Origin of the sequence: Corynebacterium sp. CNJ-954 (assembly GCF_001942345.1) — a bacterium.
Taxonomy (GTDB): Bacteria; Actinomycetota; Actinomycetes; order Mycobacteriales; family Mycobacteriaceae; genus Corynebacterium.
Genome location: NZ_MKKI01000043.1, coordinates 82,015 through 107,113, shown reverse-complemented (window position 1 = coordinate 107,113; position 25,099 = coordinate 82,015). Strand labels below are relative to the sequence as shown.

Genomic DNA, 25,099 nt, shown 5'->3' with positions numbered 1-25,099 from the left:
GACGGTTCTTTCGTGAAGGTGTGAACTATGGTTCACTGTGACTCAGGCTACATCACACCACCACCGAAAGGCAGCCTCCCCATGAACCTCCTCGATTCCCTCGACGCCACCGTCCGACGTCGCCCCGATCACCCCGCGTTGCAGTGGGGGAGCCGGTCGATGACCTACCGGGAACTGCGTGAGGCCGCGGACCGGGCTGCGACGGTCTTCGTCGACAATGGTGTCCGTCCTGGTGACAGGGTTCTGGTCATGACCTTGAACGACCCCGGCTTCGTCGTCGCGATGTACGGCATCTGGCGCGCGGGAGCGGTGCTCGTGCCGGTGAACCACAAACTCCAGCCCGAAGAGATCAGCCACATCGTCCGGCATTCCGGGGGAGTGTTCGGTGTCGCCTCGGATGCTGTCATTGACGCCGCACGACAGGGCGGACCGGAGATCACCTGGATGCAGACCGGATGGGAGGAAGGAGACTTCGACCGCGCCGTCGCGGCGGCTGCTCCCTTCAGCGGAGACGTCGCGCCGGACGAGGACTACGCCCAGGTGCTCTACACCTCGGGTACGACGAGCGCGCCGAAAGGGTGCGTGCACACTCACCGCGGGATCAGCGCCCTGGCACCCAATATTGCCAATACGCTGCATTTCACCCCGGATGAACGATTCCTGATGATCATGCCGATCTGGCATGCCTCACCACTGAACGACTGGCTGCTGACCACGATGTACATCGGCGGGACCCTGGTGCTGATGCGCGAGTTCGACGCCGTTGAGTTCCTACCGACTCTCGAGAAGGAGCGCATCACCTCCGTGTTCGGCGCTCCGATCGCGTATATCGCGCCGGTGCAGAAGGCTAAGGCAGAGGGGAAGGATCTCCGGGACTTCGATCTCAGCAGCGTGGAGAAGCTGATCTACGGTGCCGCACCGCTGGGGGAGGACCAGGCGAGGATGCTCATCGACGCCTACGGCACTGGGAACTTCTACCAGGTATACGGAATGACCGAAACGGGACCGGCCGGCTCCTGTCTCCAACCGTCAGAGCAGCTGACCAAGGCGGGTTCGATCGGCAAGGGCGGCATGTTCGGCGTGGACCTCAAGGTCGTCGACGATGAGGGTCGGGACGTCGATGCCGACGGACAGGGGGAGATCTGGATGCGCGCGGATTCGGTGATGAGTGTGTACATGTCTGACCCGGCCGCGACGGCCGAGGTGTTCATCGACGGGTGGTACCGCACCGGGGACGTTGCCAGGGTGGACGCCGACGGCTACGTCTACATTGTGGACCGGAAGAAGGACGTCATCATCACCGGTGGGGAGAACGTGTACTCCACCGAGGTCGAGGACGCGGTGATGGCAATTCCCGAGGTTCGGGACGTTGCTGTGGTGGGGCGTCAGCACCCCGAATGGGGTGAGACGGTGGTTGCTGTTGTCGTCACGTTGGACGGGCAGCACCTCAGTGTCGACGAGGTGCGGGAGCATCTTGCCGGGAGAATCGCGAAGTACAAGATCCCCCGCGAGGTCATCGTGGCGCGGGGACTACCTCGGAATCCGTCGGGGAAACTGCTGAAGCACGTGATCCGGGCCGAGGTGAACTCCTGAGGGCCGGGATAAGGTTGTCTCCGGGGCAGTTGTGGATAAGCGGTCAGGAGACCCCTGTTCTCCTAGCGGACGGTCCCCGCGCGGTCGACGAACCGAGCTGGTGGTAGGGGAGAGGAAACCTGTAGAGCATTCAAAAAGCTCAGGACGAGGTCACTCTGAGCGGCCCTGCCGGAAGGCACAGTGTCAAATACGGGAGCGTTGATTCTCACATCTGCGCCGGAGTCTGTCAGATTCCCGAGTATGGCTACTGCAGGGTTCTCGCGCATACCTTCATTAATCAGGTGGGTGATTGTCTTCCGGAACTCAATTACATCTTCAGTCCAATCACGGAGCCGCCGGCCGAGAAAGTGCTGGTGCCATTCGTAGTTGTCTCCCTTGGACTGGATGGTCCAACCTGGCCACAACGCTGCGAACGCTTCGAGACCGTGATCGTCATTCAGGAGTGACCACCACCGCAGAGTCTTGGTTTGGAAGTCGACACATACCCCGCTCACCGGATTTCTGGTAGGCGGCCGGTCGTCCCAGCGGAGTAGTCCATCGGTACTGGACCGTTCCAGGACCTTTTCTGCGATCCTGCGAATACTGTCGGGGCCGAGTTCAGCCAGGATGTCGAGGTACGTAATACCTCGCCACAAGATAAGTTGGCCGTCGTCAAGGGCAACGGAGAAAGCATCGTCCCCGGGGGAGTCGCCCCATGGGCCGAACCAGGTATGGTCTTTGAGTGCTCGGGTGTTGTAAGTGGTATCGGTGAAGATCGTCGTCGGGTCGACGCCGGCAGCGGCGAGGACACCACGGGTCCCCTCGGAGGACCAGACTGCATCCCACCCAGGCCAAGTGAGTTGGATCAGCGAGTTGATGATCCGGGGAAGATAGAGTCCTTCGCTCTCTTCGGCCCAGACGACCGTCTGCGTGGTCAGATCGATCAGCAGCGATCCTTCAATATCGACGGCGCCAAGCCAGAGGTGTGGGCTGTCGATACCCATTCGTCGCATTTTCCTGGCGCGCTTCAGCGTCGTCTCCACGCCATCAATGGCGATGTCAGCGCCGATAGTCTGAGCTGACCAGTGATCGTAGTACAACTCCCAACTCAACGTATCTTTGATCATCACTCCTAGTCGTGAACCCATGGGTGACGCTCCACCTACCTATTCTTGTTCTATCCCCGTGGATTCGGCAATGCCGGAACGAATCCACCAAGTTCGGGGTTCAGGCTATATAGAAGAACCAACAAGGATTCAGCCATCGGGAAGCAGCGGTCGGATGTCTGTTGCGGATACTGAGGTTTCGGTGACTGCGATGCTGTCGTGGGCGTCATCCAGTATGTCGACGCCAAACAGTGACTGAAGTGCCAATTGCTCGTTGGTGCTGACGTCGCGGAGGTATTCTGCTTCCTCCGCGGGGTCAATGAATCCCATCTCGCTGACATGAGACCGCGCAGCTTCGAAGAGTTCTCCGCGCGTGTACATGACTGTCATGCCGACAGCGATGTGGGCTTGGCGCGGTTGGTCCCCGCCGTCCCCGTGTTCGACAGCGACGGACAGCGGGGTGGTCGTGTCAGCGGCAGGGTCCCGAGGTTCTATGGCAAGCGTCCAGAGCGACTGATCTGAATCCTTCGCAGTGAACCCGGCGTCAATGAGTACACGCCGTGCTCCTTTCTGATCCTTCTCTTCGGCAAGGTGCGTCAAATCAGTGACCACCAGGCAGCCGTCGTACTCCAGTTGAAGGAGCTGGATGAGTTCGGATATCAGTCCTGTGAGCACCCTGCGCTCGGTTACAGCGGGGGTCAGGCTCTCTGGGGAAAGGAGTACGAGGTTATCGAGGTGCTCCAGCGCCCGTTCGGGCATCAGGAATTCTGCCACTTCGACGGCAAGCAGGGCCGGTCTCCTCTGCTCCTGCGGCATATTGAGGGGTGCCGGCGGTGGAAAGTCCGTCAGCCGCAGGGCTGTCCATCTTGCGAGTTCTCCGACCACAGTCGGAACCCCTTTCACCGCCCGTTCCATCGGAGCGGTGAAAGCACGGAGGGGAGCTGGTGTGGACCGTGTAGACAGCGTGATGCTGGTGAGGTGTGCCATGGGTGTCGACTCTAGGGGGCGTGCCGGACATCAAACGGTGAAGTGTTCGAGAACATGTCAGGGCCCCCTTGCCCTCGTTGTCGATGCGTCAGCGAACACTGGCTGTCTCGCTACTTCCGTATTACGATAGTGACCATGATGAGGAAGATGCATGGTGAAGAGGTCTCTGAGGCACAGGTTGATGCCTGGGTCGCCGAGGCAGAAGAGGGATACGATGTCGAGGAGCTTCAGAAGCGGATCATCGGACGTCCGGCGCGCGGCAGTGAGGCCTCCCGGGTCGTTCCCGTGCGACTCACTGACGCCGAGCTTGATGCAGTGATGAAGCGGGCGGACAAGGAACACCTCAACCGATCAGAAGCGATACGCGCCGCCTTGAGCGACTGGGCGCGTTCCGCATGATCGTCCGGCCGTCCGCGCTCAAACACGTTATTTCTGAGGCGGACGGTGTCGAGGCGGCTACCTGGCCGGTCCTTGTCATGAGACTGGACGACGAGAATCCGCAGAGGGTACTGCGTCTCGGTTTCGACAGCAGTGGCAGGCTGCTGGAAGTTGTCGTGCTCTTGTGGGACGACGGTACTGAGGAGCTCATTCATTGCATGCGGGCAAGGAAGAAGTACCTCCGACTTCTGTAATGGCAGGGAGGTTGCACTGTCGTTGTCGCGACAGTGTGGAACTCCCGGCCCGCCTCGCTACTGACGGCAGTGGCCCTGCCACAGATCGCACGTCAGTGGCAGGGGGACAGGCCTTGCCTGCAGATGCGGAAGGGAACTCTAGTTCGCAGGTTCCGAAGGCTCCGCCGACACCTCTTCGGCACCCTCCGCGACCTCGCTTTTCTTCTCCCGCCGTCCGATCATGAACGACGCCGCGTAGGTCACGAGCACCGCAGCAACGAGGCCGATGATGATCGTCGTCTGGCCACCACCCTGATTCAGGTAGCCGAGGAACAGACCTGCCACACCGAAGTCGGCATCGGAGAACGTCGAGTCCGATAGTCCCACGTCGCCGAGGACAGGCAGCAGCCACAGCGGCAGGAACGTGATGGCCAGTCCGTTGACGAATGCGCCGAGCACCGCGCCGCGCCGTCCACCGACGCCGTTGCCGATCACGCCGGACGCGCCACCGGTCATGAAGTGGGCGATCACGCCGGGCACCACGATCGTCGTCCCGGCCATCGCCATGATGCCCATGCCCAGCAGACCGCCGACGAAACTCGACAGGAAACCGATGAGCACCGCATTCGGCGCGAAGGTGAAGGTGATCGGCACGTCCAGCGCCGGCTTGGCGTCCTTCACCAGGCGCTCGCTGATGCCCTTGAACGCCGGGACGATCTCGCCCAGCACCACGCGCACGCCGGCGAGGATGATGAACACGCCCGCGGAGAACGTCGCGCCCTGCATCAGCGCGAAGACGATGTAGTTCGTGCCGTCGCTGAGGTTGTCCTCGATGTACCCGGACCCGGCGAACAGGGCCACGATCAGGTAGATCAGCCCCATCGACAATGCGGTGATCACCGTGGTGTCCCGCAGGAAACCCAGCCCGGAGGGCAGGTTCAGGTCCTCCGTCGATTTAGACGGGTGCTTCTTGCTGCGGGTGACGGTGGCGACCAGGCCACTCAGGGCGATGCCCGCGCCGCCGGTGTGCCCGAGGGCGACGTCGTCGGTGCCGGTGACCCGCTTCATGAACGGCTGCACCAGGGCAGGGGAGACCGTGACGATCAGCCCCTGGGCGATCGAACCCCACAGGACCGCCTCCCAGTCGGCGAAGCGGCGACCTTGAAGATCACGGCGATCATCGCGGCCATGTAGAACGCGACGTGGCCCGACAGGTAGATGTACTTGAATTTTGAGGTCATCGACAGCAGGACGTTGACGATCATGCCGAAGAAGAAGATCAGCGCGGCGATGGACCCGTAGGTCACCAGGACCGTGCCCACGATGGCCTCGTTGTTCGGGACAACACCCTGGACATTGAAGGCCTCCTGGAACATGTCGCCGAACGGTTCCAGGGAACCGCTGACCACCCCGGCGCCGGCGGCGAGGACGAGGAAGCCGACCAGCGTCCTGATCGTCCCCTTCATGATGTCGCTGCCCTTCTTGCGCTGCACGGACAGGCCGATCAGCGCGATGAGGGCGACGATGACGGACGGCTCCCGGAAGATGTCCAGGAGGAGTTCGAGCACTCCGTTCATGGCGGACTCACCCCTCGCCGGAGAAGCGCACGCCGTGACGCGTCAACGCCTCGGCGGTCTTGGTGCGGATCTCGTCCATGTCGATGAGACTGTCCAGGGAGACGACGTCGCCCAGACCGGACGCGGCCTCGTAGATGTCACGTCCGACGAAGATGACGTCGGCGGAGCCGGGGGAGACCGACCCGAGGTCGGCGTGCTCGACCTCGACGCCGTCCGCGCCGAGCTCCTTGACGGCCTTCTCGATGTTGAGCCTGGTCATGAAGCTGGAACCGAGGCCGGTGCTGCACACTGCGAGAATCTTCATGTCTGTCATTCCTTCGGTGAGAGTGCGGACACGATGTCCGCGGAGGTGGTTGCGTTGAGGAGCTTCTGTCGGAGGTCTTCGTCGGTGAGTACCCGCGCCAGGTTCTTCATGACGTCGAGGTGGCCGCGGGAGTCGACGGCGGCCAGTGCGATGAACACGGTGACCGGGTGCGTCGGGTCATCGGCGAGCAGGACGGGTTCGTCCAGGTGGAGCACGGCGAGCCCGGTGGACTGCACGCCGTTCTCCGGACGGGCATGCGCCAGCGCGATGCCGGCACCCAGGTCGATGTAGGTGCCGTTCGGCCCCGCGATCGAGGCGATCATGGCGTCAACGTAGTCGCGGGTGGCGTTGCCCTTGTCGACGAGGATGCCGCCGACGATCTCTATGGCGTCCCGCCACCCCTGGACGGCGTCGCGCAGGACGATGCGGTCCTCGGCGACGGCGGGCGGTGATGTGCTGGTCATGGTGGTCCTCATTTCCTCGATCGGGACATCGACTCGTCGGCGGCGGCAACGACGCGTTCGGCGGTCATGCCGCAGGCGCGTTGGACGTCCGCGGCGGGGCCGGATTCGCCGAAGTGGTCGATGCCCACGGCGACGCCGGTGTCGCCGATGATGTCGCCCCATCCGAAGGTGGTGGCGGCCTCGACGACGACCCGGGCCCGGATCCGGGGTGGCAGGACGGAGGCACGGTACTTATCGTCCTGCCGGTCGAACAGGTCCCGGGACGGCATGCTGACGACCCGGACGGAGACTCCGTTGCCGCGCAGGGTTGTCGCGGCGTCCATCGCCAGTTCCAGCTCACTGCCGGTACCGATGAGGATGACATCGGGGTCCTCGGTGGTGCTGTCGGACGAGACGATGTAGGCACCGCGCCGCACACCGTCGATGATGCCTTCTGGGGCGATGTCCAGTGTCTTCAACGGCTGGCGGCACAGCACCAGGCCCGTCGGCACGTCCTGCTCCAGGGCGACGGTCCATGCCGCGGCGGTCTCGTTGGCGTCCGCCGGACGGATCGAGGTGAACCCGGGCATGGCCCGCAGGCTCGCCAGGTGCTCGATCGGCTGGTGGGTGGGGCCGTCCTGGCCGAGCGCGATGGAGTCGTGCGACCAGACGAAGATCGACGGGAGTTTCATCAACGCGGCGAGCCGGAGCGCGGCACGTTCGTAGTCGGAGAACGTGAGGAACGTTCCGGCGAAGACCCGCGTACCGCCGGCCAGCACCATACCGTTGACCGCCGCTGCCATGGCGAACTCGCGCACGCCCCAGTGGACGTTGCGACCTGTCCGGCCGCCGTCCTCGGGCAGGAAGGAGCCGGAGGCGGCGATGGCGGTGCGGTTCGGGTCGGCGAGGTCCGCCGATCCGCCGACGAGTTCAGGCAGGTGCTCCGCCAGGACCTGGATGGTGTCGCGGGACGCGTCACGCGTGGAGACCATGGTCCCGGGTTCCCACCGGGGAAGGCTGCCGTTCAACTCGCCGGGTACCTCTCGGTCAACGGCACGACGGAGGTCGGCAGCACGGTCAGGGTTCCTCGCGGCCCACCGCTCCATCTGGCTGTCCCACTGACGGTGCAGCTCAGCGCCGACGGTGGCGGCCTTACGGGTGGCGTCGAGTACGGCGTCGGGGATGTCGAACGGGGCGGTGTCGACACCGAGCTCCCGCCGGAGACCGGCGACTTCCTCGGCGCCCAGCGGGGCACCGTGTGAACCGGCAGTGCCGCGTGCCGTGGGGGACGGCCAGGCGATCTCGGAATCGAGGACGACCAGGTGGGGCCGATGGTCTCCCTCACCGGAGAGGACGTCGTCGAGGAGGGTGATGTCGATGTCGCCGTCGGACGCGCGGGGCACGGTGGAGACCCGCCACCCCTGGGCCTCGAAACGGGCGACCACGTCCTCCGACCAGGCGAGGTCTGTGGCACCGTCGATCTGGATGCGGTTGCGGTCGTAGAGGACGGTGAGGTTGTTGAGTTGGTGCCGTCCCGCGAGCGACCCTGCCTCGTAGGAGATGCCTTCCTCCAGGTCACCGTCGGAGGCCAGCACCCAGACGCGGCGGTCGAAGGGGGAATCGCCTTCGGGAGTCTCGGCGTCGTAGACGGCCCGCTGGTGTGTGAAAGCCATGGCCATGCCCACACCCATGGCGAAGCCCTGGCCCAACGGGCCGGTGGTGGCGTCCACGCCGGGAGTGATGCCGTACTCGGGGTGTCCGGGGGTCTTCGACCCGAGGCGGCGGAAGTTCTTCAGGTCGTCGAGCGAGAGATCGTATCCGGTGAGGTGGAGCTGTGCGTAGAGCAGCATGCTCGCATGGCCGCAGGACAGGATGAACCTGTCCCGTCCGAACCAGGTCGGGTCCTGCGGATCGTGCCGGATGTACTTTCCGTAGAGCAGGGTCGCGACCGGTGCCAGGGAGATCGCCGCGCCGGGGTGACCGGACTGTGCTGCTTCGACAGCGTCCGCCGCGAGAAGTCGGGCTGCGGTGACCACCTCGTTCCCGGTGCGTGAGAGTCCCGGGGGAGCGGTTGTCGTCATTTATCCTCCTCGTGGTTAGGACGGCACGATCATTCATCAGGTCGTCATGATGAATGCTACTCTATCGCTGGGAAGCTTTTCGACGCAAGACCTTTTGTGGCCCGCGGGCGAGACCCGGAACGATGAGATGGCGATACCCTGACGGGGACGATGACTTGCTGGAGGTAGTGATGGCACGCGAGACGGTGAAGTACATTGCGGTGCGCGATCACCTGCAGCAACGCCTGGAGAGTATGGCGGTGGGGGAGCAGATCCCCACCGAGCCGACGTTGTGCGAGGAGTACAACGTCAGCAGGATCACGGTGCGCCGGGCGGTGGATGACCTGATCCAGTCGGGACTGCTGGAGCGGGTCCAGGGTAGGGGACATTCGTCACCGAGCCGCAGTACACCGAGGAGATCCACGAGACCTTCGCCGAACGTGTGACCGGTTTCCACCGCCAACAGGCTGAACTCGGACGTGACGTGGTTACCGAGGTCCTGGCCAACGAGGTCACCCGGGCGGCGCGCGCGGCCGAGGCGTTGGAGCTCAATCCTGCTGATGAGTTGATCCTGCTGGAGCGGCTCCGCTACATCAACGGCACCCTGCATCAGCACGTGGTGACGTACCTGCCGGCGGCGCGGTATCCCGCAGTGCTGGCGCACGACTTCTCCACCGGTTCACTGTTCGAGTTCCTGGAGACCACCTACGGGGTCGTCCTCACACGCAATGACCTGCTGGTGCGGCTGGATGAGGTCGATCAGGGACGGGCCGAGAGCCTCGGTATCGCTGTGGGCGACAGTGTGCTGGCCGTGGATTCCACAGTGTTCGCAGCCGATGGAACCCCGGTTGCCTTCGGGATCGCCACGCACACCCCGGCCTACAGTCAGCTGGCGTTCACGTTGCAGAACCGGTCGGCGGCACAGTAGCTGTCGAACAACCGTGTGAGCTGCCAGCGGCCGCGTCCGCCTGTATCCATACAGTCATGTTCCATGAAATACATCGGTACCGTCAGCGCTGAACCCGTGGAAACCCCGGGATGGACGGAGACGAGGATTCAGATCGAGGGATTGCCCCGAGGATGTAACCTCCTGGTGAAATGGGCTGACGGACGCGCAGCTGCGGCGTTGACGCAGTTGACAGTGGGGACCCAGATCATCTTCGCGGCACGTGAAGGTACATTCGCCCGGCGTTCGGCGACGGTGATCGAGGTCTGGGGTGTCTTCTTCGACCTCGTGTCCCCTCGGTTCCCCAGCGCGCGGAGGATCTACGGCAGTTTCACCAAGAGGCCGATGAGGCTCGAGGGAACGGTGGTCGATATTCCGGAACCCTGGGACCGTTCCGCGGGGCAGCGGATGGAACTCAGTGTGGTGGCTCGCGAAGGACTGGAGATCGTGTCGCGGTGGGACGGTGGTTGCGCCGACCAACTGGCCATGCTCGCGGATATTGGGGACACACTGATGTTCACGGCGCTGGAAGAGTCCCTTGAACTGGTTTGGACGTGGAACGAGGAGGGCACACAGAAGTTCCGGGTGCCGGCCGTCAAGGGGGTCGCCTGCAGGCTCCGAGGCGTCTGACAGGGCGCGTCCGGACGTGCTCGCGGGCTACCTGCCACGCTCGAACGATAGCGCGCCGTTTTGGCGTGGCCTGATGACACAGGGCCCGGTGACAAGTGACGGCAAGGTCGGTGGTCCTGACCGCAATGAGGGCCCCTCAGGTGGATGGATGCGATCCAGGCACGATTCTCGCATCACCCTCGAACAGTGCGCTCAACTCGTGGAGGGCGCTCCGGACATGCGGTGGAAGGCGCCTGCCGGCCATGCGTACCATGCCGATCTCACGCATCGCCGGTCTCCCGTCCATCCGATGGATGGGCACTGACGCCACACCAGTGGCGTCCGCCATGACCGCCGGGAGAATGCAGAGTCCCAGGCCGGCCTGCACGAAGGATCTCAGGGTGTGCGAATTGTCCGATTCCACGGTCACTTCTGGTGCAATCCCGGCTTCTGCGCACAGTTCATCGGCGAACTGCCTGGTCGTGTAGTGCGCGTCCATCGCGACGAAGCTTTCGTCGGCGACTTCCCGTAACCGTATCGAGGTCTGCCTTTCCAGGCTGTGCCCCTCGGGAACAACGAGGTGGAAAGGCTGATGTGCGAGAAATGCCCAGTTGTAGTTCTTGCCGGTGGGCCGAGGGCCCACGATCACCGCGTCCAGTTCAGCGGCTTCCAGCTGAGAGAGCAACGACGCCGCAGACCCCTCTGCCACACTCAGGTTCACTTGAGACTTTGCATCGGCGAGTAGCGGGGCGATGCGTCCGGACAGTGACCGGAGGGTGCCCAGTCGCACCGGTCTGGCGTCCCGTTCCTCCAGGACCTGCTCCAACGAGGATTCGAACACGCTGAGCGCGTCCGTCGCGGCGTTCGCGAGAGCTAATCCTTCCTCGGTCAGTGTCACACCACGACCCACCCGGCGCAGCAGGGGGATGGACAGCTCCGCTTCCCACCGCATCACCATGCGACTCAGCGCAGGCTGGGACATTCCCTGGAGATGAGCGGTCTGCGTCAACGTGGTTCCCCGCCCGAACTCACGCAGTACCGAAAGGGCGCCGGTCAAGGCTGTGAGCTGGGAAGAAGTGAGGGCCACGGGGGCTGTCACAGTAGAACCTCCTCAAAGAATGGCGTGAATCGATGCGCGGATGCATGAGTCCGTCAGTTTTCATATTGGACCAAAAAGCTACATCGGACGCAAAGTGGGATGTATCTCACATCATGAAGTGAAGGTGTGTGAGGTCACTACATCAACTGGAGGCGGAATGATCATTTACGGAACGGCGATCCTCGCCGTGTGCGTGCTGGTGGGAAAGGCGATCGGTACTTTGCTGGGGCAGTTGCTCGGAGTGGATGCCGACGTCGGAGGCGTCGGATTCGCGATGGTGGCGCTGCTACTCGTCACCGGCTGGCTCCGCAGCAGGAACTACCTGCCGAAGGTCACTGAACGTGGCGTCCTGTTCTGGTCGGGAATCTACATCCCCATCGTCGTGGCCATGGCCATGACCCAGAACGTCCGCAGTGCCGTTGACGGCGGCGTCATGGCGATCGTCGCAGGTGTGGTCGTCGTCATTGCTTCGGTCGCTCTGGTGCCCGCTGTCGCAAAGATCGGCCCGGCTTCGGCGCCTCTTCCTACACTGACCGAAACAGAAGACGAGGAAGCCTGACATGAGTGACATCATCGATACCATCACTGGCCTCATCGAGGACAACGCACTTCTGTTCGCGTTCGCACTTGTCGGCCTGGTCATGCTCGTAGGCGGATGGGTGGGACGCACTCTCACACGAGGCCACGTTGCCGGTTCGGCTGTGGCGATCCTCCTCGGACTCATCCTCGCCTATGTCGGCGGACTGCAGTCCGGCGGAGACAAGGGCCTGGCGGACATCAGCCTCTTCAGCGGTCTCGCGCTCATGGGCGGTGCAATGCTCAGAGATTTCGCTATCGTCGCCACCGCGTACGGCGTCGATGTCCGTGAACTGAAGAAGGCGGGACCCGCCGGTATCATCTCGCTCATCCTCGGCATGGTCGTCTCCTTTATCGTCGGCGCGGTCATCGCACTGGCCTTCGGCTATAACGACCCGGAGTCGCTTGCGACCATCGGTGCTGGCGCCGCGACGTACATCGTCGGGCCGGTCACCGGTACTGCCGTGGGAGCGTCCTCCGAAGTCATCGCACTGTCTGTGGCCGTGGGCCTCGTGAAATCCATGCTCGCCATGATCGCCGCACCGCTCGTCGCGCGGTGGATCGGACTGAACAACCCGAAGACGGCCATGGCTTTCGGCGGCCTGCTCGGCACAACCTCCGGGGTCACCGGCGGTCTCGCCGCCGTCGACAAACGGCTGGTTCCCTACGGCGCGGTGACCTCCAGCCTCTACACCGGCCTGGGCTGCCTCTTCGGCCCTTCGGTCTTCTACTTCCTCTTCCGCGCCCTGTTCGGCTGACCGGTCCGTCCGGCTCAGCGCCATCCCACACGACAAGGACTATCCATGACACAAATCACCACACGCTGGGACGCCGGCCGCAGAGATAAAGCGGACAGGCTGGAGCAGGCAGCGGGCCTGGCAACCGGGAAAACTGTCCCAACCAGTTCGATCGTCTCTCTCCTTCATGCTGTGACGAGACCGGGCGACCGTGTCGCCCTGGAAGGCAACAACCAGAAGCAGGCGGACTTCCTCTCCCGCGCGCTGGCACAGGTCGACCCCGAACGCATCCACGACCTGCACATGCTGTTCTCCTCGATCGCCAGGCCGGAGCACCTCGACATCTTTGAGGACGGGATCGCGCGTAAGGTCGACTTCGCGTTCTCCGGACCGCAGTCCGCTCGCGTCGCTCAACTCATCGATGACGGCACTCTCCAGGTGGGGGCAATCCACACCTACCTCGAGCTCTACTCGCGGATGTTCCTCGACCTTGCACCGAAGGTGGCCCTCGTCGCCGCCGTCTCCGCCGACCGCGACGGCAACCTGTACACCGGCCCGAACACCGAGGACACTCCGGCGATTACCGAGGCGACGGCCTTCCGTTCCGGCATCGTCATCGCCCAGGTCAACGAGATCGTCGACAAGGTTCCCCGGGTGGACGTGCCGGGCGACTGGGTGGATTTCATTGTCGAAGCCGACCGACCGTTCGAGGTGGAGCCCCTGTTCACCCGCGATCCACGGAACCTCACCGACGTCCATGTCCTTCTGGCGATGCTCACCATCAGAGGCGTCTATGAACGCCACCAGGTCACGTCACTGAACCACGGTGTGGGCCTGGACACCGCCGCCATCGAACTACTGCTACCGACCTACGGAGAACAGCTTGGGCTGAAAGGCAAGATCTGCACCCACTGGGCACTGAACCCGCATCCGAATCTGATTCCTGCGATCGAGACCGGTTGGGTCGAGCAGATCTCCGCCTTCGGAGGGGAAGTGGGGATGAGCCGGTACGTCGCCGCACGCCCCGACATCTTCGCCACAGGCCCCGACGGCAGTCTGCGGTCCAACCGGATGGCGGCCCAGTCCGCCGGCCTGTACGCCACCGACATGTTCGTCGGCTCCACCCTCCAGGTGGATCCTGAAGGAAACTCCTCGACGGTCACTCAGGGACGGCTCGCCGGATTCGGCGGTGCCCCGAACCTCGGGGCGGACTCGCGGGGCCGCCGTCATTCCTCGCCTGCCTGGTTCGACCTCTCTGAGGGACGCGGCCAGCTCGGTGTCGAGCGTGGACGCAAACTGGTCGTCCAGATCGCGGAGACCTTCAACGCCGGTTCAGAACCGAAGTTCGTGGAACGACTCGATGCCGTGGCCGTCGGGGACAACGCCGGGATGGATCTGGCACCGGTCATGGTCTATGGCGACGATCTCACCCACCTCGTCTCCGAGGTCGGTGTCGGCTATCTCTACAAGACACAGAGCCTCGATGAACGCCGACGGGTGGTCTCCGCCCTCGCCGGGGTGACTCCACTGGGCCGTCGGTCGACGCCCGAGGACGTCGACGCGCTGCGTCGCGACGGTCTCCTCGCGCTCCCCGCCGACATCGGTGTTCACCCGGCTGAGGCGAACCGGAGTCTTCTGGCGGCACACTCCATCGATGAACTCGTCGACTGGTCCGGTGGACTGTACGATCCGCCCGCGAAGTTCAGGAGTTGGTGACGCCATGACAACTGCTCTCACGACAACACTGATGCAGTCGCCGGCGGTGCGCAGCGACCTGTCTGCGCGCATCGCCTCCTCGGCAGTCGCCGCCCTGATGTCCGAAGTCCAGCTCCGCGGCAAACCTGGGCTTGTCGGTCCTGACGGGGCACGCGGACACGTCGACATGGACTGCGCCCTCATGCGGCTGTCCGCGAACACCCTGTACCCCACGTTCCAGGCACTCGCCGATCACGGGGCACGGACCCCGGTCGGGCAGGAGTTGCGTGACACCCTCGGGCGGGTGGGGCGCCGTGGCGAGGAGGAGATGATGGCGGCCACCGGCGGTGTGAACACACACCGGGGCGCCATCTGGAACCTGGGGCTGATGGCGACCGCCACGGCGGGACTGCGGGCATCCGGCTCCACGGTCACCGTCGGCACCGTGACCCGGCGGGCGGGCGAGATCGCCTCTCTGCAGGACAGCGCGGTGGACCTCGGTCAGCGGCCGGGGGCGCATGCCCGCCGGCGATACCGGGTCGGCGGTGCCGTCTCTGAGGCGGCCAGCGGGTTCCCCCACATCCGGGCCGTCGCGGAGGCCATCCGCACGGCGGGCGACGAAGGATTCACCCGGGATGATGCCCGTCTGATCGGCCTTCTCACATCCATGAGCACCCTGGACGACACCTGCATCCTCCACCGGGGCGGACGGGAGGCGCTGGGGATGGTCCACGACGCGTCCTACCGGATCCTGGAGGACACGTTCCGCACCGGAATCCTCGACCGACGCTCCCTCGTGGAGCTGGACGTCCGGATGACCGGACGTCGGCTCTCTCCCGGTGGTAGCGCTGACCTGCTTGCCTGTGCACTATTTCTGACGACGAAGGACAACTGACATGCAACTCATCACCGCTGACTACCCGGCGACGACTCCTGTGGACTTGGACGTCCACGTCGGGGTCGTCGGTTCCGGCGACCTGGAGATCCTGCTCTCGCCGCCGGCGTCGTCCGACGCCGTCACCGTGACGGTCAGGACCTCGGTGGACGGATTCGACACCACCTGGCGTGGCGTCCTCGACGCATTCTTCGGCCGGAACAACCTCGCCTGTGACGTGCGGATCAACGACTTCGGGGCAACACCCGGGATGGTCTCGCTCCGACTGTCCCAAGCCTTCGAGATCGCTGCCACGCCGGATGACGAGGCGACCAGGGGCACCACCGGAATGCCCTTCACCGAACTCAACGCACGGCAGCGTGCGGGCATGCTCCTCGACGAGGGGACGTACCGGGAGATCCTCGGTCCCACCGACCGCGTGGAATCCGGCCATCTGGAACGTCAGGGCATCGTCCCCGCCGCAGACGACGGAGCGGTCATCGCACGGGGAACCATCGACGGCACCCCCGCAGCCATCGTGGCTCTGGAGGGGAAGTTCCAGGGCGGCGGTATCGGAGAAGTCTCCGGTGCCAAGATCGCCGCCGTCCTCGAACGCGCGCTGGTCGACGCGGAAAACGGACACCCGACCCAGGTCGTACTACTTCTGGAGACCGGTGGGATCCGCCTGCAGGAAGCCAACCTCGGACTCCTGGCCATCGCGGACATCCATGCGGGCATCGTCGCCCTGCAACGCTACGTCCCGGTCACCGCGGTGGTCGCCGGCATGGTCGGCTGTTTCGGCGGAATGGGGATCGCCGCCGGTCTCTGTGACCGCATCATCATGACCCGGGCGGGGCGGCTGGCACTCAACGGGCCGGAGGTCATCGAGACCGAGGCCGGCATCGAGGAGTTCAACTCCGCTGACCGGAGCACGGTCTGGGCTGTCACGGGTGGAGAACACCGTGTCTCCACCGGCCGGGCCGACGCACTTGTCGCAGACAACCCCGGTGCAGTCCGGGAAGCAGTGGTCAGCGGGTGGAACGCGCCATCTGACATCCACCGTGCCGACCGGGTCGGAGAACTCACCCGCGAACTTGCCGACACCGACGCAGAGAGGACCAAGTGATGAACAACCACCCCCAGTACGGAACCGTCTGGTTCACCGCCCTGGACACCACAGGGGCAGACACCACCGGCTCATTGCTGACCGGGCGCACGGTGCTGGACGACGGCACCACCGCCGCGCTCGTCGCCGTCGTTCCGGATCCGGACAGCAGATTCCCACGTGCCCGAAACGGTGAGGTCGGACTGCGGGAGTCTCTGGAACTCGCAGAATGGGTGAGCGGTCTCGACGACCCCGACATGCCTCTCGTGATCGTGGTGGACGTCCCCAGTCAGGCCTACGGATTCATCGAGGAGAAGTTCGGCCTGAACACCACGATGGCCACCGCGGTCAACGCGCTGGCGCGTACCCGCCTCGCTGGTCGGCCCATCGTCAGTCTGGTCGTCGGCAAGGCCATTTCCGGCGCCTTCCTGTCCACCGGAATGCAGGCGAACCGGATCATCATGCTTGAGCACGACGATGTCCAGGTCCAGGTGATGGGAAAACAGGCGGCTGCTCGGATCACCCGACGATCGGTGGCGGAGATGGAGGCGGCAGCCGAATCCGTTCCGGCCATGGCCTTCGACGGAGCGTCCTTCACCTCGCTCGGGGGAGTGTTCGCGTCACTTGCCCCGGGGAACCCCGCAGCACCGGACGCCGCCGACGTCGCCAGTGCCCGGGAGGTCCTAGGTCGGGCGCTGGCCGACATCCGGGACAGCGGGACGACGGACCTGAGGTGTCGTCTCAACTCCGACCAGGCGCTCCAGTCCCGGGCATTGTCGAGAAAAGTCCGCCAGGTGGTGAATGACCAGTGGTGACCGCGGTCGTCCACGACATCGTGGAACTCTCCTCCGACGCCGTCAACGAACTCTGCCGGTGTGCCTCGGGTCAGGGGCAACCGTGGGTCGTGGACAGTCTCGCCGCATCACCGTGGGCTGTGGTCCGTCGTACCAGGGCGGCGGAGGACACACACCTGGCTGTCGGTGTGCGGGGAAGGTACCGGCACCAGCGGTGGGGTACCCAGGTACCGGCCTCGGCCTGCCTCAGGATGCTACGTCCGTCTGACCTTGTCGAACGAGTCTCCTCCCGGGACCTGCCGGTATTCCGGGCACTGGCGTTGCTGCGGTCGGCACCGATATCCGGAGACTGGGGGCCCGGGGGGAGCGTCGGCGCCGAACTCGCGTCCGGACACCCGGAAGCTACCCCGACGAGTGACCTCGACCTGGTGATTCGGGTCGACAGCATCCCTGACCCATTCACGGCCCGGACGATGCAGGGCACGCTGGACCGGGTGAGGGAGCAGACCGGGGTCGAGATCGATGCACTGGTCGAGACACCTGGAGGCGGAGTGAATCTGCAGGAACTGGCCACGGGATCTGACACTGCAGTTGCGCGGACCGCTGACGGCCCGGTCCCACTCGCTAATCTGCGGAGCCGGCGATGACGACGGTGATGCTGTTCGGTGGACAGGGGAGCCAGCGCGCCGGGATGCTGCATCGGTGGGCAGGCCTGTCCGAGGTCGTGGATCACGTGGCGGAGGCGTCGGACACACTCGGCGAGGACGTGTGGGAACTTGATTCGGAGGTGTCCCTCCGCGGGACCCGCGCCGTGCAGTTGACCTTGCTGGTCCTACACAGTGGGATCAACGTTGCATTGCGGAACAGGGGGTTTCGGCCGGACATCGGCGCAGGGCATTCTCTGGGGGCCTGGAGCGCCGCAGTTGCCGCAGGCGTCCTGAGCTTCGGTGACGCGCTGCGACTCGTTGATATCCGAGCTTCGCGGATGGCGGCTGCGGCTTCTACCGGCTACGGCATGTCTGCGGTTGTCGGGCTGTCAGCGGCGGCGGTACGACGGCTGGTGGCGGAGATCGGTGAGGAGGCCTGGGTGTCGAATCTGAATACGCCGCTGCAGTGCACGGTGTCTGGGGCTGACACTGCATTGGACCAGTTGCAGCGGAGGGCGGCTGACGCAGGCGCGCAGCGGGTCATACGGCTCGACGTGGCGGTCCCTGCGCACAGTCCGTTGATGACACCTGCAAGGAGAGCGTTGGACGACGCGACGGGAGACGCCCCCGTTGGCCGACCGGATTTTCCACTGGTGGCGAACTGTTCGGGGCGCCTGTTGCGCCGCGGCTCAGCGATTCTGTCCGACCTTGTCGCGTCGACGGATCAGCCGGTGCAGTGGTCCAGCGGGATGGCGGCTGTCGCAGAGCGAGGAGTGACCAGTTGGGTGCAGTGTGCTCCCGGAGAGTCACTGCTGGGAATGCTCCGCGACATCGAAGGCAGATTCCGGTGCTGGTCAGTCGACAGCGTGGGGCTTGACGAGGCCGTCGCCCGCTGGAGGGTGACAGAAGGTCATTGAGGTCTGCCCGTACCTTCTTGCCGGTGTCCTGTCCCTTACACGCCGGTGGGTGGTCATGTCTGGGGTCGGTGCTGCACGGTGCCCCGGCTCGCAGGACGGTCCACACCGGATCGGTGACCTCGCCGAGCCGTGAACCCGCGAACAACGTCCCAATAATTGGCATGTACACCGCGCACAACCTGACACGTCCGGTCCCCATCATTTGCGTCGCCGGCGCGTCCGCCACCCTCGTAGTTTTGAGGACAGACGGGGTGCGCACCGCGCCCCGGGAAGGACGGAGAACCACGATGACAGACACCGTCGATCCACCGCTGGCAGGCGTGAGGGTCCTCGACCTCGCTGAAGGTGAGTTCCAGATGGTCGGCCGGTATTTCGCCGACCTCGGCGCAGACGTCCTACGCGTCGAACCGCCCGGAGGGTCGGCCGACCGTCGTGACGGTGTGCTCTCCGGCGACACCAGCCTGACCTTCGAGATCGCCAACGCCACGAAACGCTTCACCACCGTCGACGCCACCGCCACCAGGGCGCAGGACACCCTCGGTGAGCTCATCGGTGGCGCGGACATCGTCCTGGTCAACCGGCTCTCCGACTACGTCACCGGCAACCTCGTCGACCCCGCGGCCCTCGCCGAGGACCACCCCGGCACGGTCATCACCCTGCTCAGCGATTTCGGTGAGCAGAGTTCGAAGAAGAACTGGACGTCCACCCCGGACGTGCAGTTCGCGCTGTCGACGATCCTGTCCCGCTCCGGACTGCCGGACCGGGAGGAACCGCTGTTGCCGCCGTCCTTCCTCGTCGCCGGGGCCGTCGCACCGCAGGCGGCGTGGATGACCATCACCGCGTACTACAACGCGCGGCGCACCGGCACCGGTGACCTCATCGACTTCTCCACACTGGACGCACTGGCCCACATCTTCGACCCACCGATGGGTATGCAGGGCTCGGGGCGCACCGGCGTCGACCCCTTCGACGTCCCGCCCGGGCGCCCCGACGCCCGCGCGCTCTACCCGATCTTTCCCACGTCCGACGGGATGGTACGCATCTGTGTGCTGGCCCCACGGCAGTGGCAGGCGATGCTGACGTGGCTCGGCAACCCGGAGGAGTTCAGCGCACCCGAGTACAACAGACCGACCCACCGCTTCCAGGAACAGGACCGGATCTTCGCCCGCTACCGCGCGCTGTTCGCCGGCATGACCACGCAGGAGGCCGTCCGCCGTGGTGAGGAACTCCGCGTGCCGACGACGTCCATCGACGAACTCTCCGACGTCATCGGTGAGCCTGCATTCTACGAGAGCGGCAGTCTCGGCGACCTCACCCTCGCCGACGGCCGTACCGCCACGGTGCCGACCGGGGTGTACACCATCGACGGTGCACGAACCGGGATCACCGGCACCGCACCAGGACGCACCGACGAGGGACCGCACGACGGCGCCTGGCTCGCCGCCCCGGTCACGGACCCCGTCGTCAAGGGGCACGCCGACGGAGACGACGGCGGCAGGGGCCTCCCGTTCAGCGGCCTGCGCGTCCTGGACTTCGGGGTGATCGTCATGGGCGCGGAAACCGGGCGCCTGCTCGCCGACTACGGTGCCGACGTCATCAAGATCGAGTCGACCAGCCATCCCGACGGGTGCCGCCAGATGCTTCCCGGGGTGCAGATGACCAAGAGCTTCGCCTGGGGTCACCGCAACAAGCGCAGTCTCGGGCTCGACCTCACCACCGGGGAGGGCAAGGACCTCCTCCGGCAGCTCATCGCCGAGGCGGACGTGGTTCTCACGAACTTCAAGCCCGGCACCCTCGACCGTCTCGGTTTCGGCCATGACGCCGTCCGGGCAATCAACCCGGGCGTCGTCCTGTCGGAGTCCTCCGCCTACGGGGCCACCGGGCCGTGGTCGACGAAGATGGGTTACGGTCCACTGGTCCGTGCCGCGTCGGGGTTGTCGGCGCTGTGGTGTTATCCAGGCGACGCCGACGGCTACAGCGACACCATCACCATCTACCCCGACCACGTGGTCGGCCGACTCAACGCCATCGCCGTGGTCGCACTGCTGCTCCGCCGTGCACGCACCGGCCGGGGCGGGATGGTCACCACCGCCCAGGTCGACGCCATCTTCGCCGCGATGGGCGGCCACCTCGCCGCCGAGTCCCTGGAACCGGGCTCCGGTGTCGCCGCGCTGACCACACCGCAGGACGCCCCGCGGGGTCTTTTTCCGGCTACCGGCGACGACGAGTGGATCGTCGTCGACGGGCACGGAGACCAACGCTTTGCCGCACTGGCCGACGCCATCGGCCACCCGGAATGGATCAGTGATGATCGTTTCGCCACGCCCAGCGGTCGGCTCGCCCACAATGAGGAACTGGAGGACGCACTCCGGGAATGGACGTCCTCCCGCACCGCGATCACCGCGGAACGCCAACTGCAGGACGCCGGCGTCCCCGCCGGACACATGATGCGGTTCGCCGACATCGGGCACGACCACGACTTCTCGGAGAGGGGACTGCTCACCACCATGACCCAGCCCCAGTTCACCGAGCCGTTCCCCACACTCGCCTCCGAAGGACGCAGTCTCCGCCTCGGGGACGCCCGGCTGCAGCCGGCACCCCTGCAGGGTGAACACACCCGCGAGGTCATCCGCGACGTCCTGGGACTCGACGAGGACATGATCGACGCCCTCGTCACCAGCGGCGCCCTCGAACCACACCCGTCTGACACACCCACCACCACAGGAGCACCACAGTGACTGATCCGACTGAACCCTCTGACCCCGTCCTCGTCGAGCAACGCGGACACACCCTGCTGATCACCCTCAACCGCCCCGGGGCACGCAACGCCGTGAACCGGGACCTCGCCCTCGCCCTCGGCGAGGCACTGGAACAGGCCGAGCACACCGACAGCGTGCGTACCGTCGTGGTCACCGGATCCGGTGACAAGGCGTTCTGCGCCGGCGCCGACCTTAAGGCCGCGGCGGCCGGCGACCTCGGCATGACCGAGGAACCACTGAAGAGCTGGGGCTTCGCCGGTTTCGTGAAGCACTGGATCTCCAAGCCGGTCATCGCCGCCGTCAACGGTTTCGCCCTCGGTGGCGGCACCGAGATCACGCTGGCCAGTGACCTCGCCGTCGCCGCCGACACCGCCACCTTCGGTCTGCCGGAAGTCACCCGCGGCATCATGGCCGCCGCCGGCGGTGCATTCCGCCTGCCCCGCCAGATCCCGGTGAAGGTGGCGATGGAGACCATGCTCACCGCCGAACCGATACCCGCTGCCCGCGCCTACGAACTCGGCATGGTCAACCGTGTCGTCCCGCAGGACGAGGTCCTCGACGCCGCCCTGGAGCTGGCGGAGAAGATCAACCGCAACGCCCCGCTGTCGGTCCAGGCCACCAAACGTGTGGCCCACGGCATCACCGACGGCGTCGTCGACGCCGAGAACGACGACTGGTTACGCAATGACACCGAGAGCGCGGCGCTGATACGCAGCGCCGACGCGATGGAGGGCATGACCGCCTTCGCCGAGAAGCGCGCCCCGGAATGGAAGGCGGAGTAGATGACCGACTCACTCGACCCCCGAACCCCCGTCCTCGTCGGAGTCGGGCAAGCCACCGACCCGGTGACCGCCGACGACTACCACCGCTGGTCGGCCGCAGACCTCGCCGGGGAGGCGGCCCGCCGCGCGGTGCAGGACGCCGGCCCCGACCCGGCAGCCGACATCGACACCATCGCTGCCGCCATCGACACCATCGCCGTCATCCGGCAGTTCGAGATCTCCACGCCCGGCGCGGTCGCACCGCTGGGTAAGTCGGACAACATCGCCCGCTCCATCGCCGCACGGATCGGTGCGGACCCCCGTCGCGCCGTGCTGGAGGTCGTCGGTGGGCAGGGACCGCAGCATCTCGTCACCGAGTTCAGCGGGGCCATCGCCGACGGAGACGCCGAGGTGGTGCTCCTGGCCGGCTCCGAGGCGATCTCCACCGCCCGTGCGCTGGCAGGACGTGACGACGCCCCCGATTTCACCGAGACCGTCGGCGGTCAGCTGGAGGACCGGGGCATGCAGGTCGACGACCTGCACGTGCCCTACGAGGTCCGCCACGGGCTGCTCGGCGCCCCGCCGGAGTACGCGGTCTTCGAGAACGCCCGGCGCCGTCGTCTCGGCCTGAGCCGCGAGGACTACGCGACGGCGATGGGGGAGTTGTTCGCACCGTTCACCCGCGTCGCCGCGTCCAACCCCTACGCTGCCGCGTTGACGGAGCGTACCGCCGGGGAACTCGTCGCCGTCACCGAACGTAACCGTCTCATCGCCGACCCCTACCCGCGGTTCCTGGTCGCCCGCGACCAGGTCAACCAGGGCGCGGCGGTGCTGCTGACCTCCGTCGGAAAAGCACGGGAGCTCGGTGTCCCGCAGGAGAAGTGGGTCTTCCTGCACGGCTACAGTGACCTGACCGAACGCACCGTGACCGAGCGCGCGGACCTGTCGGTCTCCCCGGCGTCGGTGCTCTCGGCGCGTACCGCGATCGAGCGCGCCGGGATCAGTGCCGATGACCTGGCATTCCTCGACCTGTACAGCTGCTTCCCGATCCCGGTGTTCAACATCTGCGATGCCCTGGGAATCGCACCGGACGACCCGCGCGGGCTCACCCTCACCGGTGGGCTGCCGTTTTTCGGCGGGGCCGGCAACAACTACTCGATGCACGCCATCGCCGAGATGGCCGACCGGCTGCGGAAGAATCCCGGCAGCTTCGGCTTCGTGGGCGCCAACGGCGGATGGATGACGAAGTACTCCTCCGGGGTGTACTCCACCACACCGGTGGAGTACACCGACTGGGACGACCGCCCACTGCAGGAGGCTCTGGACGCCATGGCTGCCCCCGAGATCGTGGAGCACTACTCCGGCCCGGCGACGGTCGAGTCCTACACGGTCACCACCGACCTCAACCGCGACTGGATCGGCATCGTCGTGGCCCGCACCCCGGACAACGCCCGGATCCTCGCGGTCAGCGAGCCCCGAAACCCCGGAGGTCCCGGCGGCCGCGGAGGCGCAGCATCCGACGAGGTCATCAGACTGCTGAGCTCGGACGCGGTCTTCGGTGCCACGCTGGTGATAGAGCAGGACGGCGACCGAAACATCATCCGCGGCATCGCACGCGAGACCACTGGGACCACAGAGGAGGCACAGGCATGAGCGGCATCTACGACGAGACGGCGTCCTGGATCCGGGAGAACTGGAACGGCACCGACTACCTCGGCTGGCGGAACACGATCGTCGACGCCGGATACGGGGTGCCGTCCTGGGCGCCGGAGAACTTCGGACGCGGCTACACCCGCGAGCAGGCCCGCGAGGTGCTCCGGGCGTTCGACGACGCCGGTGCCCCGGGTGGGGCACGGGACGTCGCCCCGTTCTCCGAGGTCTCCTGGCTGCTGCTGCCTGGAGCCGCACTGACCGACTACGGCACGGCTGAACAGAAGGAACGGCTGCTGCGTCCGATGATCACCCGCGAGTGGGACCTGGGCTGTCTGCTCTACTCCGAACCCGGGGCGGGCTCCGACCTCGCCAGTATCCAGACGAAGGCGGAGCTGTCCGACGACGGCGAGAACTACATCATCAACGGTCAGAAGGTGTGGACCACCAACGGCCACCGCGCCACCTTCGCGATCCTCATCGCCCGGACGAACTGGGACGTGCCGAAACATGCCGGGATCAGCCTGTTCATCTTCCCCATGCAGCAGGACGGTGTCGAGGTCGTTCCCATCCGTCAGATGACCGGTGGCTCCGAGTTCAACGAGGTCTTCCTCACCGACGCCGTCGTCCCGGCCGCGAACCTCATCGGTGGTGAAGGCAACGGTTGGAAGGTCCTGCAGTCCGCACTCGGCGCCGAGCGCAGGGGTATGGGGGAGATGGCCCAGGTCGGGCGGGACACCGCGGAGGCCGGTTCGCGCTCCGCGGTCTTCACGCGCAGCGACGACCTCGTCGATGCGGCCCGCACCGCAGACAGGTTGGACGATCCGGTGATCATCGACGAACTGATGAAGATCCACACCTGGCGGCTGACCAACGACTGGACCCAGGCCCGGGCGAAGATGGAGAACCGGTCACGAGGCGGGTCGCCGTTGGCGTCCCTCGGCAAGCTGGCGAACTCCCGGATTCTCCACGGGGCGTCCGACCTGGAGTTCCGGCTGCTCGGAACCCGCGGCCTGCAGTACGACAAGGACGCGACGACCGGGGACCCCGTCGCCTACCGGACGTCCTACGACCTCATGATGGGCTTCTTCAACTCCGTCGGGGGCGGCACCGACCAGATTCAACGCAACATCATCAGCGAACGGGTCCTCGGCCTGCCGCGTGGGGTGCAGCCCGACAAGGGCGTGCCGTTCCGCGACGTCCGCAAGGCAGTGAACCGCAGCCTCAGTGGTGACCAGACCGGCGACCAGACCGGCGAGAAGTAGAACGG

General features: G+C 65.6%; 25 protein-coding genes. 17 read left to right on the top strand and 8 right to left on the bottom strand.

What is annotated here, in order from left to right; translation table 11 throughout:
• Positions 1 to 81 precede the first annotated feature (81 nt).
• Positions 82 to 1,593 (top strand): class I adenylate-forming enzyme family protein, encoded by a 1,512-nt coding sequence (locus tag BJF89_RS14465; RefSeq protein WP_075815915.1) that lies wholly within the window; start codon positions 82 to 84, stop codon positions 1,591 to 1,593.
• Between the two features lie 62 nt (positions 1,594 to 1,655).
• On the opposite strand, the gene BJF89_RS14460 is transcribed toward BJF89_RS14465, so the two are convergent.
• Positions 1,656 to 2,699, bottom strand: coding sequence for a hypothetical protein (locus BJF89_RS14460; protein ID WP_083650861.1), 1,044 nt, complete (start codon positions 2,697 to 2,699; stop codon positions 1,656 to 1,658).
• A gap of 129 nt (positions 2,700 to 2,828) precedes the next feature.
• Positions 2,829 to 3,665: a hypothetical protein gene (locus BJF89_RS14455; RefSeq protein ID WP_139312091.1), complete on the bottom strand. Its 837-nt coding sequence runs from the start codon at positions 3,663 to 3,665 to the stop codon at positions 2,829 to 2,831.
• A gap of 135 nt (positions 3,666 to 3,800) precedes the next feature.
• Here BJF89_RS14455 and BJF89_RS14450 point away from each other — a divergent pair, with 135 nt between their 5' ends.
• On the top strand, positions 3,801 to 4,064 hold the full coding sequence (locus BJF89_RS14450; protein ID WP_075815793.1) for a ribbon-helix-helix protein, CopG family: 264 nt from the start codon (positions 3,801 to 3,803) through the stop codon (positions 4,062 to 4,064).
• A gap of 371 nt (positions 4,065 to 4,435) precedes the next feature.
• Here the strand turns inward: BJF89_RS14450 and BJF89_RS14440 are convergent, their stop codons facing one another.
• Genes BJF89_RS14440 through tkt form a run of 5 tightly spaced genes read right to left on the bottom strand, consistent with a single transcriptional unit; the run spans position 4,436 to position 8,681 of the window.
• Positions 4,436 to 5,380, bottom strand: a complete 945-nt coding sequence (locus tag BJF89_RS14440) for a PTS ascorbate transporter subunit IIC (RefSeq protein ID WP_255372689.1) — start codon at positions 5,378 to 5,380, stop codon at positions 4,436 to 4,438.
• Complete coding sequence (locus BJF89_RS19730) at positions 5,380 to 5,853, bottom strand: PTS transporter subunit IIC (RefSeq protein ID WP_255372676.1); 474 nt, start codon at positions 5,851 to 5,853, stop codon at positions 5,380 to 5,382. The genes BJF89_RS14440 and BJF89_RS19730 overlap by 1 nt, the downstream gene beginning before the upstream one ends.
• Positions 5,854 to 5,860: 7 nt before the next feature.
• A complete protein-coding gene (locus tag BJF89_RS14435; RefSeq protein ID WP_038549452.1) occupies positions 5,861 to 6,157 on the bottom strand; it encodes a PTS sugar transporter subunit IIB in 297 nt (98 codons plus the stop codon).
• Positions 6,158 to 6,162: 5 nt separating this feature from the next.
• A complete protein-coding gene (locus tag BJF89_RS14430; RefSeq protein ID WP_075815791.1) occupies positions 6,163 to 6,621 on the bottom strand; it encodes a PTS sugar transporter subunit IIA in 459 nt (152 codons plus the stop codon).
• Positions 6,622 to 6,629: 8 nt separating this feature from the next.
• Positions 6,630 to 8,681 (bottom strand): transketolase, encoded by a 2,052-nt coding sequence (tkt, locus tag BJF89_RS14425; RefSeq protein WP_075815790.1) that lies wholly within the window; start codon positions 8,679 to 8,681, stop codon positions 6,630 to 6,632.
• Between the two features lie 170 nt (positions 8,682 to 8,851).
• On the opposite strand from tkt, the gene BJF89_RS18690 reads away from it, so the two are divergent.
• From BJF89_RS18690 to BJF89_RS14415, 3 genes are all read left to right on the top strand, one after another.
• Entirely contained in the window at positions 8,852 to 9,106 is a 255-nt protein-coding gene (locus BJF89_RS18690) for a GntR family transcriptional regulator (protein ID WP_158026082.1), read from the top strand.
• The gene (locus BJF89_RS14420) at positions 9,103 to 9,588 is read left to right on the top strand and encodes a GntR family transcriptional regulator (protein ID WP_158026081.1); all 486 of its coding nucleotides are present in this window, start codon (positions 9,103 to 9,105) and stop codon (positions 9,586 to 9,588) included. Before BJF89_RS18690 ends, BJF89_RS14420 begins: the two co-directional genes overlap by 4 nt.
• A 63-nt stretch (positions 9,589 to 9,651) precedes the next feature.
• Positions 9,652 to 10,236 carry a hypothetical protein gene (locus tag BJF89_RS14415; protein ID WP_075815789.1) on the top strand — a complete coding sequence of 195 codons (585 nt, stop codon included), beginning with the start codon at positions 9,652 to 9,654 and terminating at the stop codon, positions 10,234 to 10,236.
• Between the two features lie 136 nt (positions 10,237 to 10,372).
• Here BJF89_RS14415 and BJF89_RS14410 read toward each other — a convergent pair whose 3' ends face one another.
• Positions 10,373 to 11,314, bottom strand: coding sequence for a LysR family transcriptional regulator (locus tag BJF89_RS14410; RefSeq protein WP_075815788.1), 942 nt, complete (start codon positions 11,312 to 11,314; stop codon positions 10,373 to 10,375).
• Between the two features lie 157 nt (positions 11,315 to 11,471).
• On the opposite strand from BJF89_RS14410, the gene madL reads away from it, so the two are divergent.
• From madL to BJF89_RS14350, 12 genes are all read left to right on the top strand, one after another.
• On the top strand, positions 11,472 to 11,873 hold the full coding sequence (madL, locus tag BJF89_RS14405) for a malonate transporter subunit MadL (RefSeq protein ID WP_075815787.1): 402 nt from the start codon (positions 11,472 to 11,474) through the stop codon (positions 11,871 to 11,873).
• A 1-nt stretch (position 11,874) separates the two neighbouring features.
• Positions 11,875 to 12,648, top strand: a complete 774-nt coding sequence (madM, locus tag BJF89_RS14400) for a malonate transporter subunit MadM (protein WP_255372675.1) — start codon at positions 11,875 to 11,877, stop codon at positions 12,646 to 12,648.
• A gap of 45 nt (positions 12,649 to 12,693) precedes the next feature.
• A complete protein-coding gene (gene mdcA / locus BJF89_RS14395) occupies positions 12,694 to 14,343 on the top strand; it encodes a malonate decarboxylase subunit alpha (RefSeq protein WP_075815786.1) in 1,650 nt (549 codons plus the stop codon).
• A 4-nt stretch (positions 14,344 to 14,347) separates the two neighbouring features.
• Positions 14,348 to 15,217 carry a triphosphoribosyl-dephospho-CoA synthase gene (locus tag BJF89_RS14390; protein ID WP_255372674.1) on the top strand — a complete coding sequence of 290 codons (870 nt, stop codon included), beginning with the start codon at positions 14,348 to 14,350 and terminating at the stop codon, positions 15,215 to 15,217.
• Position 15,218: 1 nt separating this feature from the next.
• Positions 15,219 to 16,322 (top strand): biotin-independent malonate decarboxylase subunit beta, encoded by a 1,104-nt coding sequence (locus BJF89_RS14385; RefSeq protein ID WP_075815785.1) that lies wholly within the window; start codon positions 15,219 to 15,221, stop codon positions 16,320 to 16,322.
• Positions 16,322 to 17,116, top strand: coding sequence for a biotin-independent malonate decarboxylase subunit gamma (locus BJF89_RS14380; protein ID WP_075815784.1), 795 nt, complete (start codon positions 16,322 to 16,324; stop codon positions 17,114 to 17,116). Before BJF89_RS14385 ends, BJF89_RS14380 begins: the two co-directional genes overlap by 1 nt.
• Complete coding sequence (locus tag BJF89_RS14375; RefSeq protein WP_158026080.1) at positions 17,113 to 17,742, top strand: malonate decarboxylase holo-ACP synthase; 630 nt, start codon at positions 17,113 to 17,115, stop codon at positions 17,740 to 17,742. Before BJF89_RS14380 ends, BJF89_RS14375 begins: the two co-directional genes overlap by 4 nt.
• The gene (locus tag BJF89_RS14370) at positions 17,739 to 18,659 is read left to right on the top strand and encodes an ACP S-malonyltransferase (protein WP_075815782.1); all 921 of its coding nucleotides are present in this window, start codon (positions 17,739 to 17,741) and stop codon (positions 18,657 to 18,659) included. The genes BJF89_RS14375 and BJF89_RS14370 overlap by 4 nt, the downstream gene beginning before the upstream one ends.
• 287 nt (positions 18,660 to 18,946) lie before the next feature.
• Positions 18,947 to 21,397 (top strand): CoA transferase, encoded by a 2,451-nt coding sequence (locus BJF89_RS14365; protein ID WP_075815781.1) that lies wholly within the window; start codon positions 18,947 to 18,949, stop codon positions 21,395 to 21,397.
• Positions 21,394 to 22,200 (top strand): crotonase/enoyl-CoA hydratase family protein, encoded by an 807-nt coding sequence (locus BJF89_RS14360; protein WP_075815780.1) that lies wholly within the window; start codon positions 21,394 to 21,396, stop codon positions 22,198 to 22,200. The genes BJF89_RS14365 and BJF89_RS14360 overlap by 4 nt, the downstream gene beginning before the upstream one ends.
• Complete coding sequence (locus tag BJF89_RS14355) at positions 22,201 to 23,832, top strand: acetyl-CoA acetyltransferase (RefSeq protein WP_075815779.1); 1,632 nt, start codon at positions 22,201 to 22,203, stop codon at positions 23,830 to 23,832.
• The gene (locus BJF89_RS14350) at positions 23,829 to 25,094 is read left to right on the top strand and encodes an acyl-CoA dehydrogenase family protein (protein ID WP_075815778.1); all 1,266 of its coding nucleotides are present in this window, start codon (positions 23,829 to 23,831) and stop codon (positions 25,092 to 25,094) included. The genes BJF89_RS14355 and BJF89_RS14350 overlap by 4 nt, the downstream gene beginning before the upstream one ends.
• Positions 25,095 to 25,099 lie beyond the last annotated feature (5 nt).

What these genes read in the sequence shown, in the direction of transcription:
- BJF89_RS14465 (WP_075815915.1), top strand. Translation starts at nt 82, where the DNA reads ATGAACCTCCTCGATTCCCTCGACGCCACCGTCCGACGTCGCCCCGAT.
- BJF89_RS14460 (WP_083650861.1), bottom strand. Translation starts at nt 2,699, where the DNA reads ATGATCAAAGATACGTTGAGTTGGGAGTTGTACTACGATCACTGGTCA.
- BJF89_RS14455 (WP_139312091.1), bottom strand. Translation starts at nt 3,665, where the DNA reads ATGGCACACCTCACCAGCATCACGCTGTCTACACGGTCCACACCAGCT.
- BJF89_RS14450 (WP_075815793.1), top strand. Translation starts at nt 3,801, where the DNA reads ATGATGAGGAAGATGCATGGTGAAGAGGTCTCTGAGGCACAGGTTGAT.
- BJF89_RS19730 (WP_255372676.1), bottom strand. Translation starts at nt 5,853, where the DNA reads ATGAACGGAGTGCTCGAACTCCTCCTGGACATCTTCCGGGAGCCGTCC.
- BJF89_RS14435 (WP_038549452.1), bottom strand. Translation starts at nt 6,157, where the DNA reads ATGAAGATTCTCGCAGTGTGCAGCACCGGCCTCGGTTCCAGCTTCATG.
- BJF89_RS14430 (WP_075815791.1), bottom strand. Translation starts at nt 6,621, where the DNA reads ATGACCAGCACATCACCGCCCGCCGTCGCCGAGGACCGCATCGTCCTG.
- tkt (WP_075815790.1), bottom strand. Translation starts at nt 8,681, where the DNA reads ATGACGACAACCGCTCCCCCGGGACTCTCACGCACCGGGAACGAGGTG.
- BJF89_RS18690 (WP_158026082.1), top strand. Translation starts at nt 8,852, where the DNA reads ATGGCACGCGAGACGGTGAAGTACATTGCGGTGCGCGATCACCTGCAG.
- BJF89_RS14415 (WP_075815789.1), top strand. Translation starts at nt 9,652, where the DNA reads ATGAAATACATCGGTACCGTCAGCGCTGAACCCGTGGAAACCCCGGGA.
- madL (WP_075815787.1), top strand. Translation starts at nt 11,472, where the DNA reads ATGATCATTTACGGAACGGCGATCCTCGCCGTGTGCGTGCTGGTGGGA.
- madM (WP_255372675.1), top strand. Translation starts at nt 11,875, where the DNA reads ATGAGTGACATCATCGATACCATCACTGGCCTCATCGAGGACAACGCA.
- mdcA (WP_075815786.1), top strand. Translation starts at nt 12,694, where the DNA reads ATGACACAAATCACCACACGCTGGGACGCCGGCCGCAGAGATAAAGCG.
- BJF89_RS14390 (WP_255372674.1), top strand. Translation starts at nt 14,348, where the DNA reads ATGACAACTGCTCTCACGACAACACTGATGCAGTCGCCGGCGGTGCGC.
- BJF89_RS14385 (WP_075815785.1), top strand. Translation starts at nt 15,219, where the DNA reads ATGCAACTCATCACCGCTGACTACCCGGCGACGACTCCTGTGGACTTG.
- BJF89_RS14380 (WP_075815784.1), top strand. Translation starts at nt 16,322, where the DNA reads ATGAACAACCACCCCCAGTACGGAACCGTCTGGTTCACCGCCCTGGAC.
- BJF89_RS14370 (WP_075815782.1), top strand. Translation starts at nt 17,739, where the DNA reads ATGACGACGGTGATGCTGTTCGGTGGACAGGGGAGCCAGCGCGCCGGG.
- BJF89_RS14365 (WP_075815781.1), top strand. Translation starts at nt 18,947, where the DNA reads ATGACAGACACCGTCGATCCACCGCTGGCAGGCGTGAGGGTCCTCGAC.
- BJF89_RS14355 (WP_075815779.1), top strand. Translation starts at nt 22,201, where the DNA reads ATGACCGACTCACTCGACCCCCGAACCCCCGTCCTCGTCGGAGTCGGG.
- BJF89_RS14350 (WP_075815778.1), top strand. Translation starts at nt 23,829, where the DNA reads ATGAGCGGCATCTACGACGAGACGGCGTCCTGGATCCGGGAGAACTGG.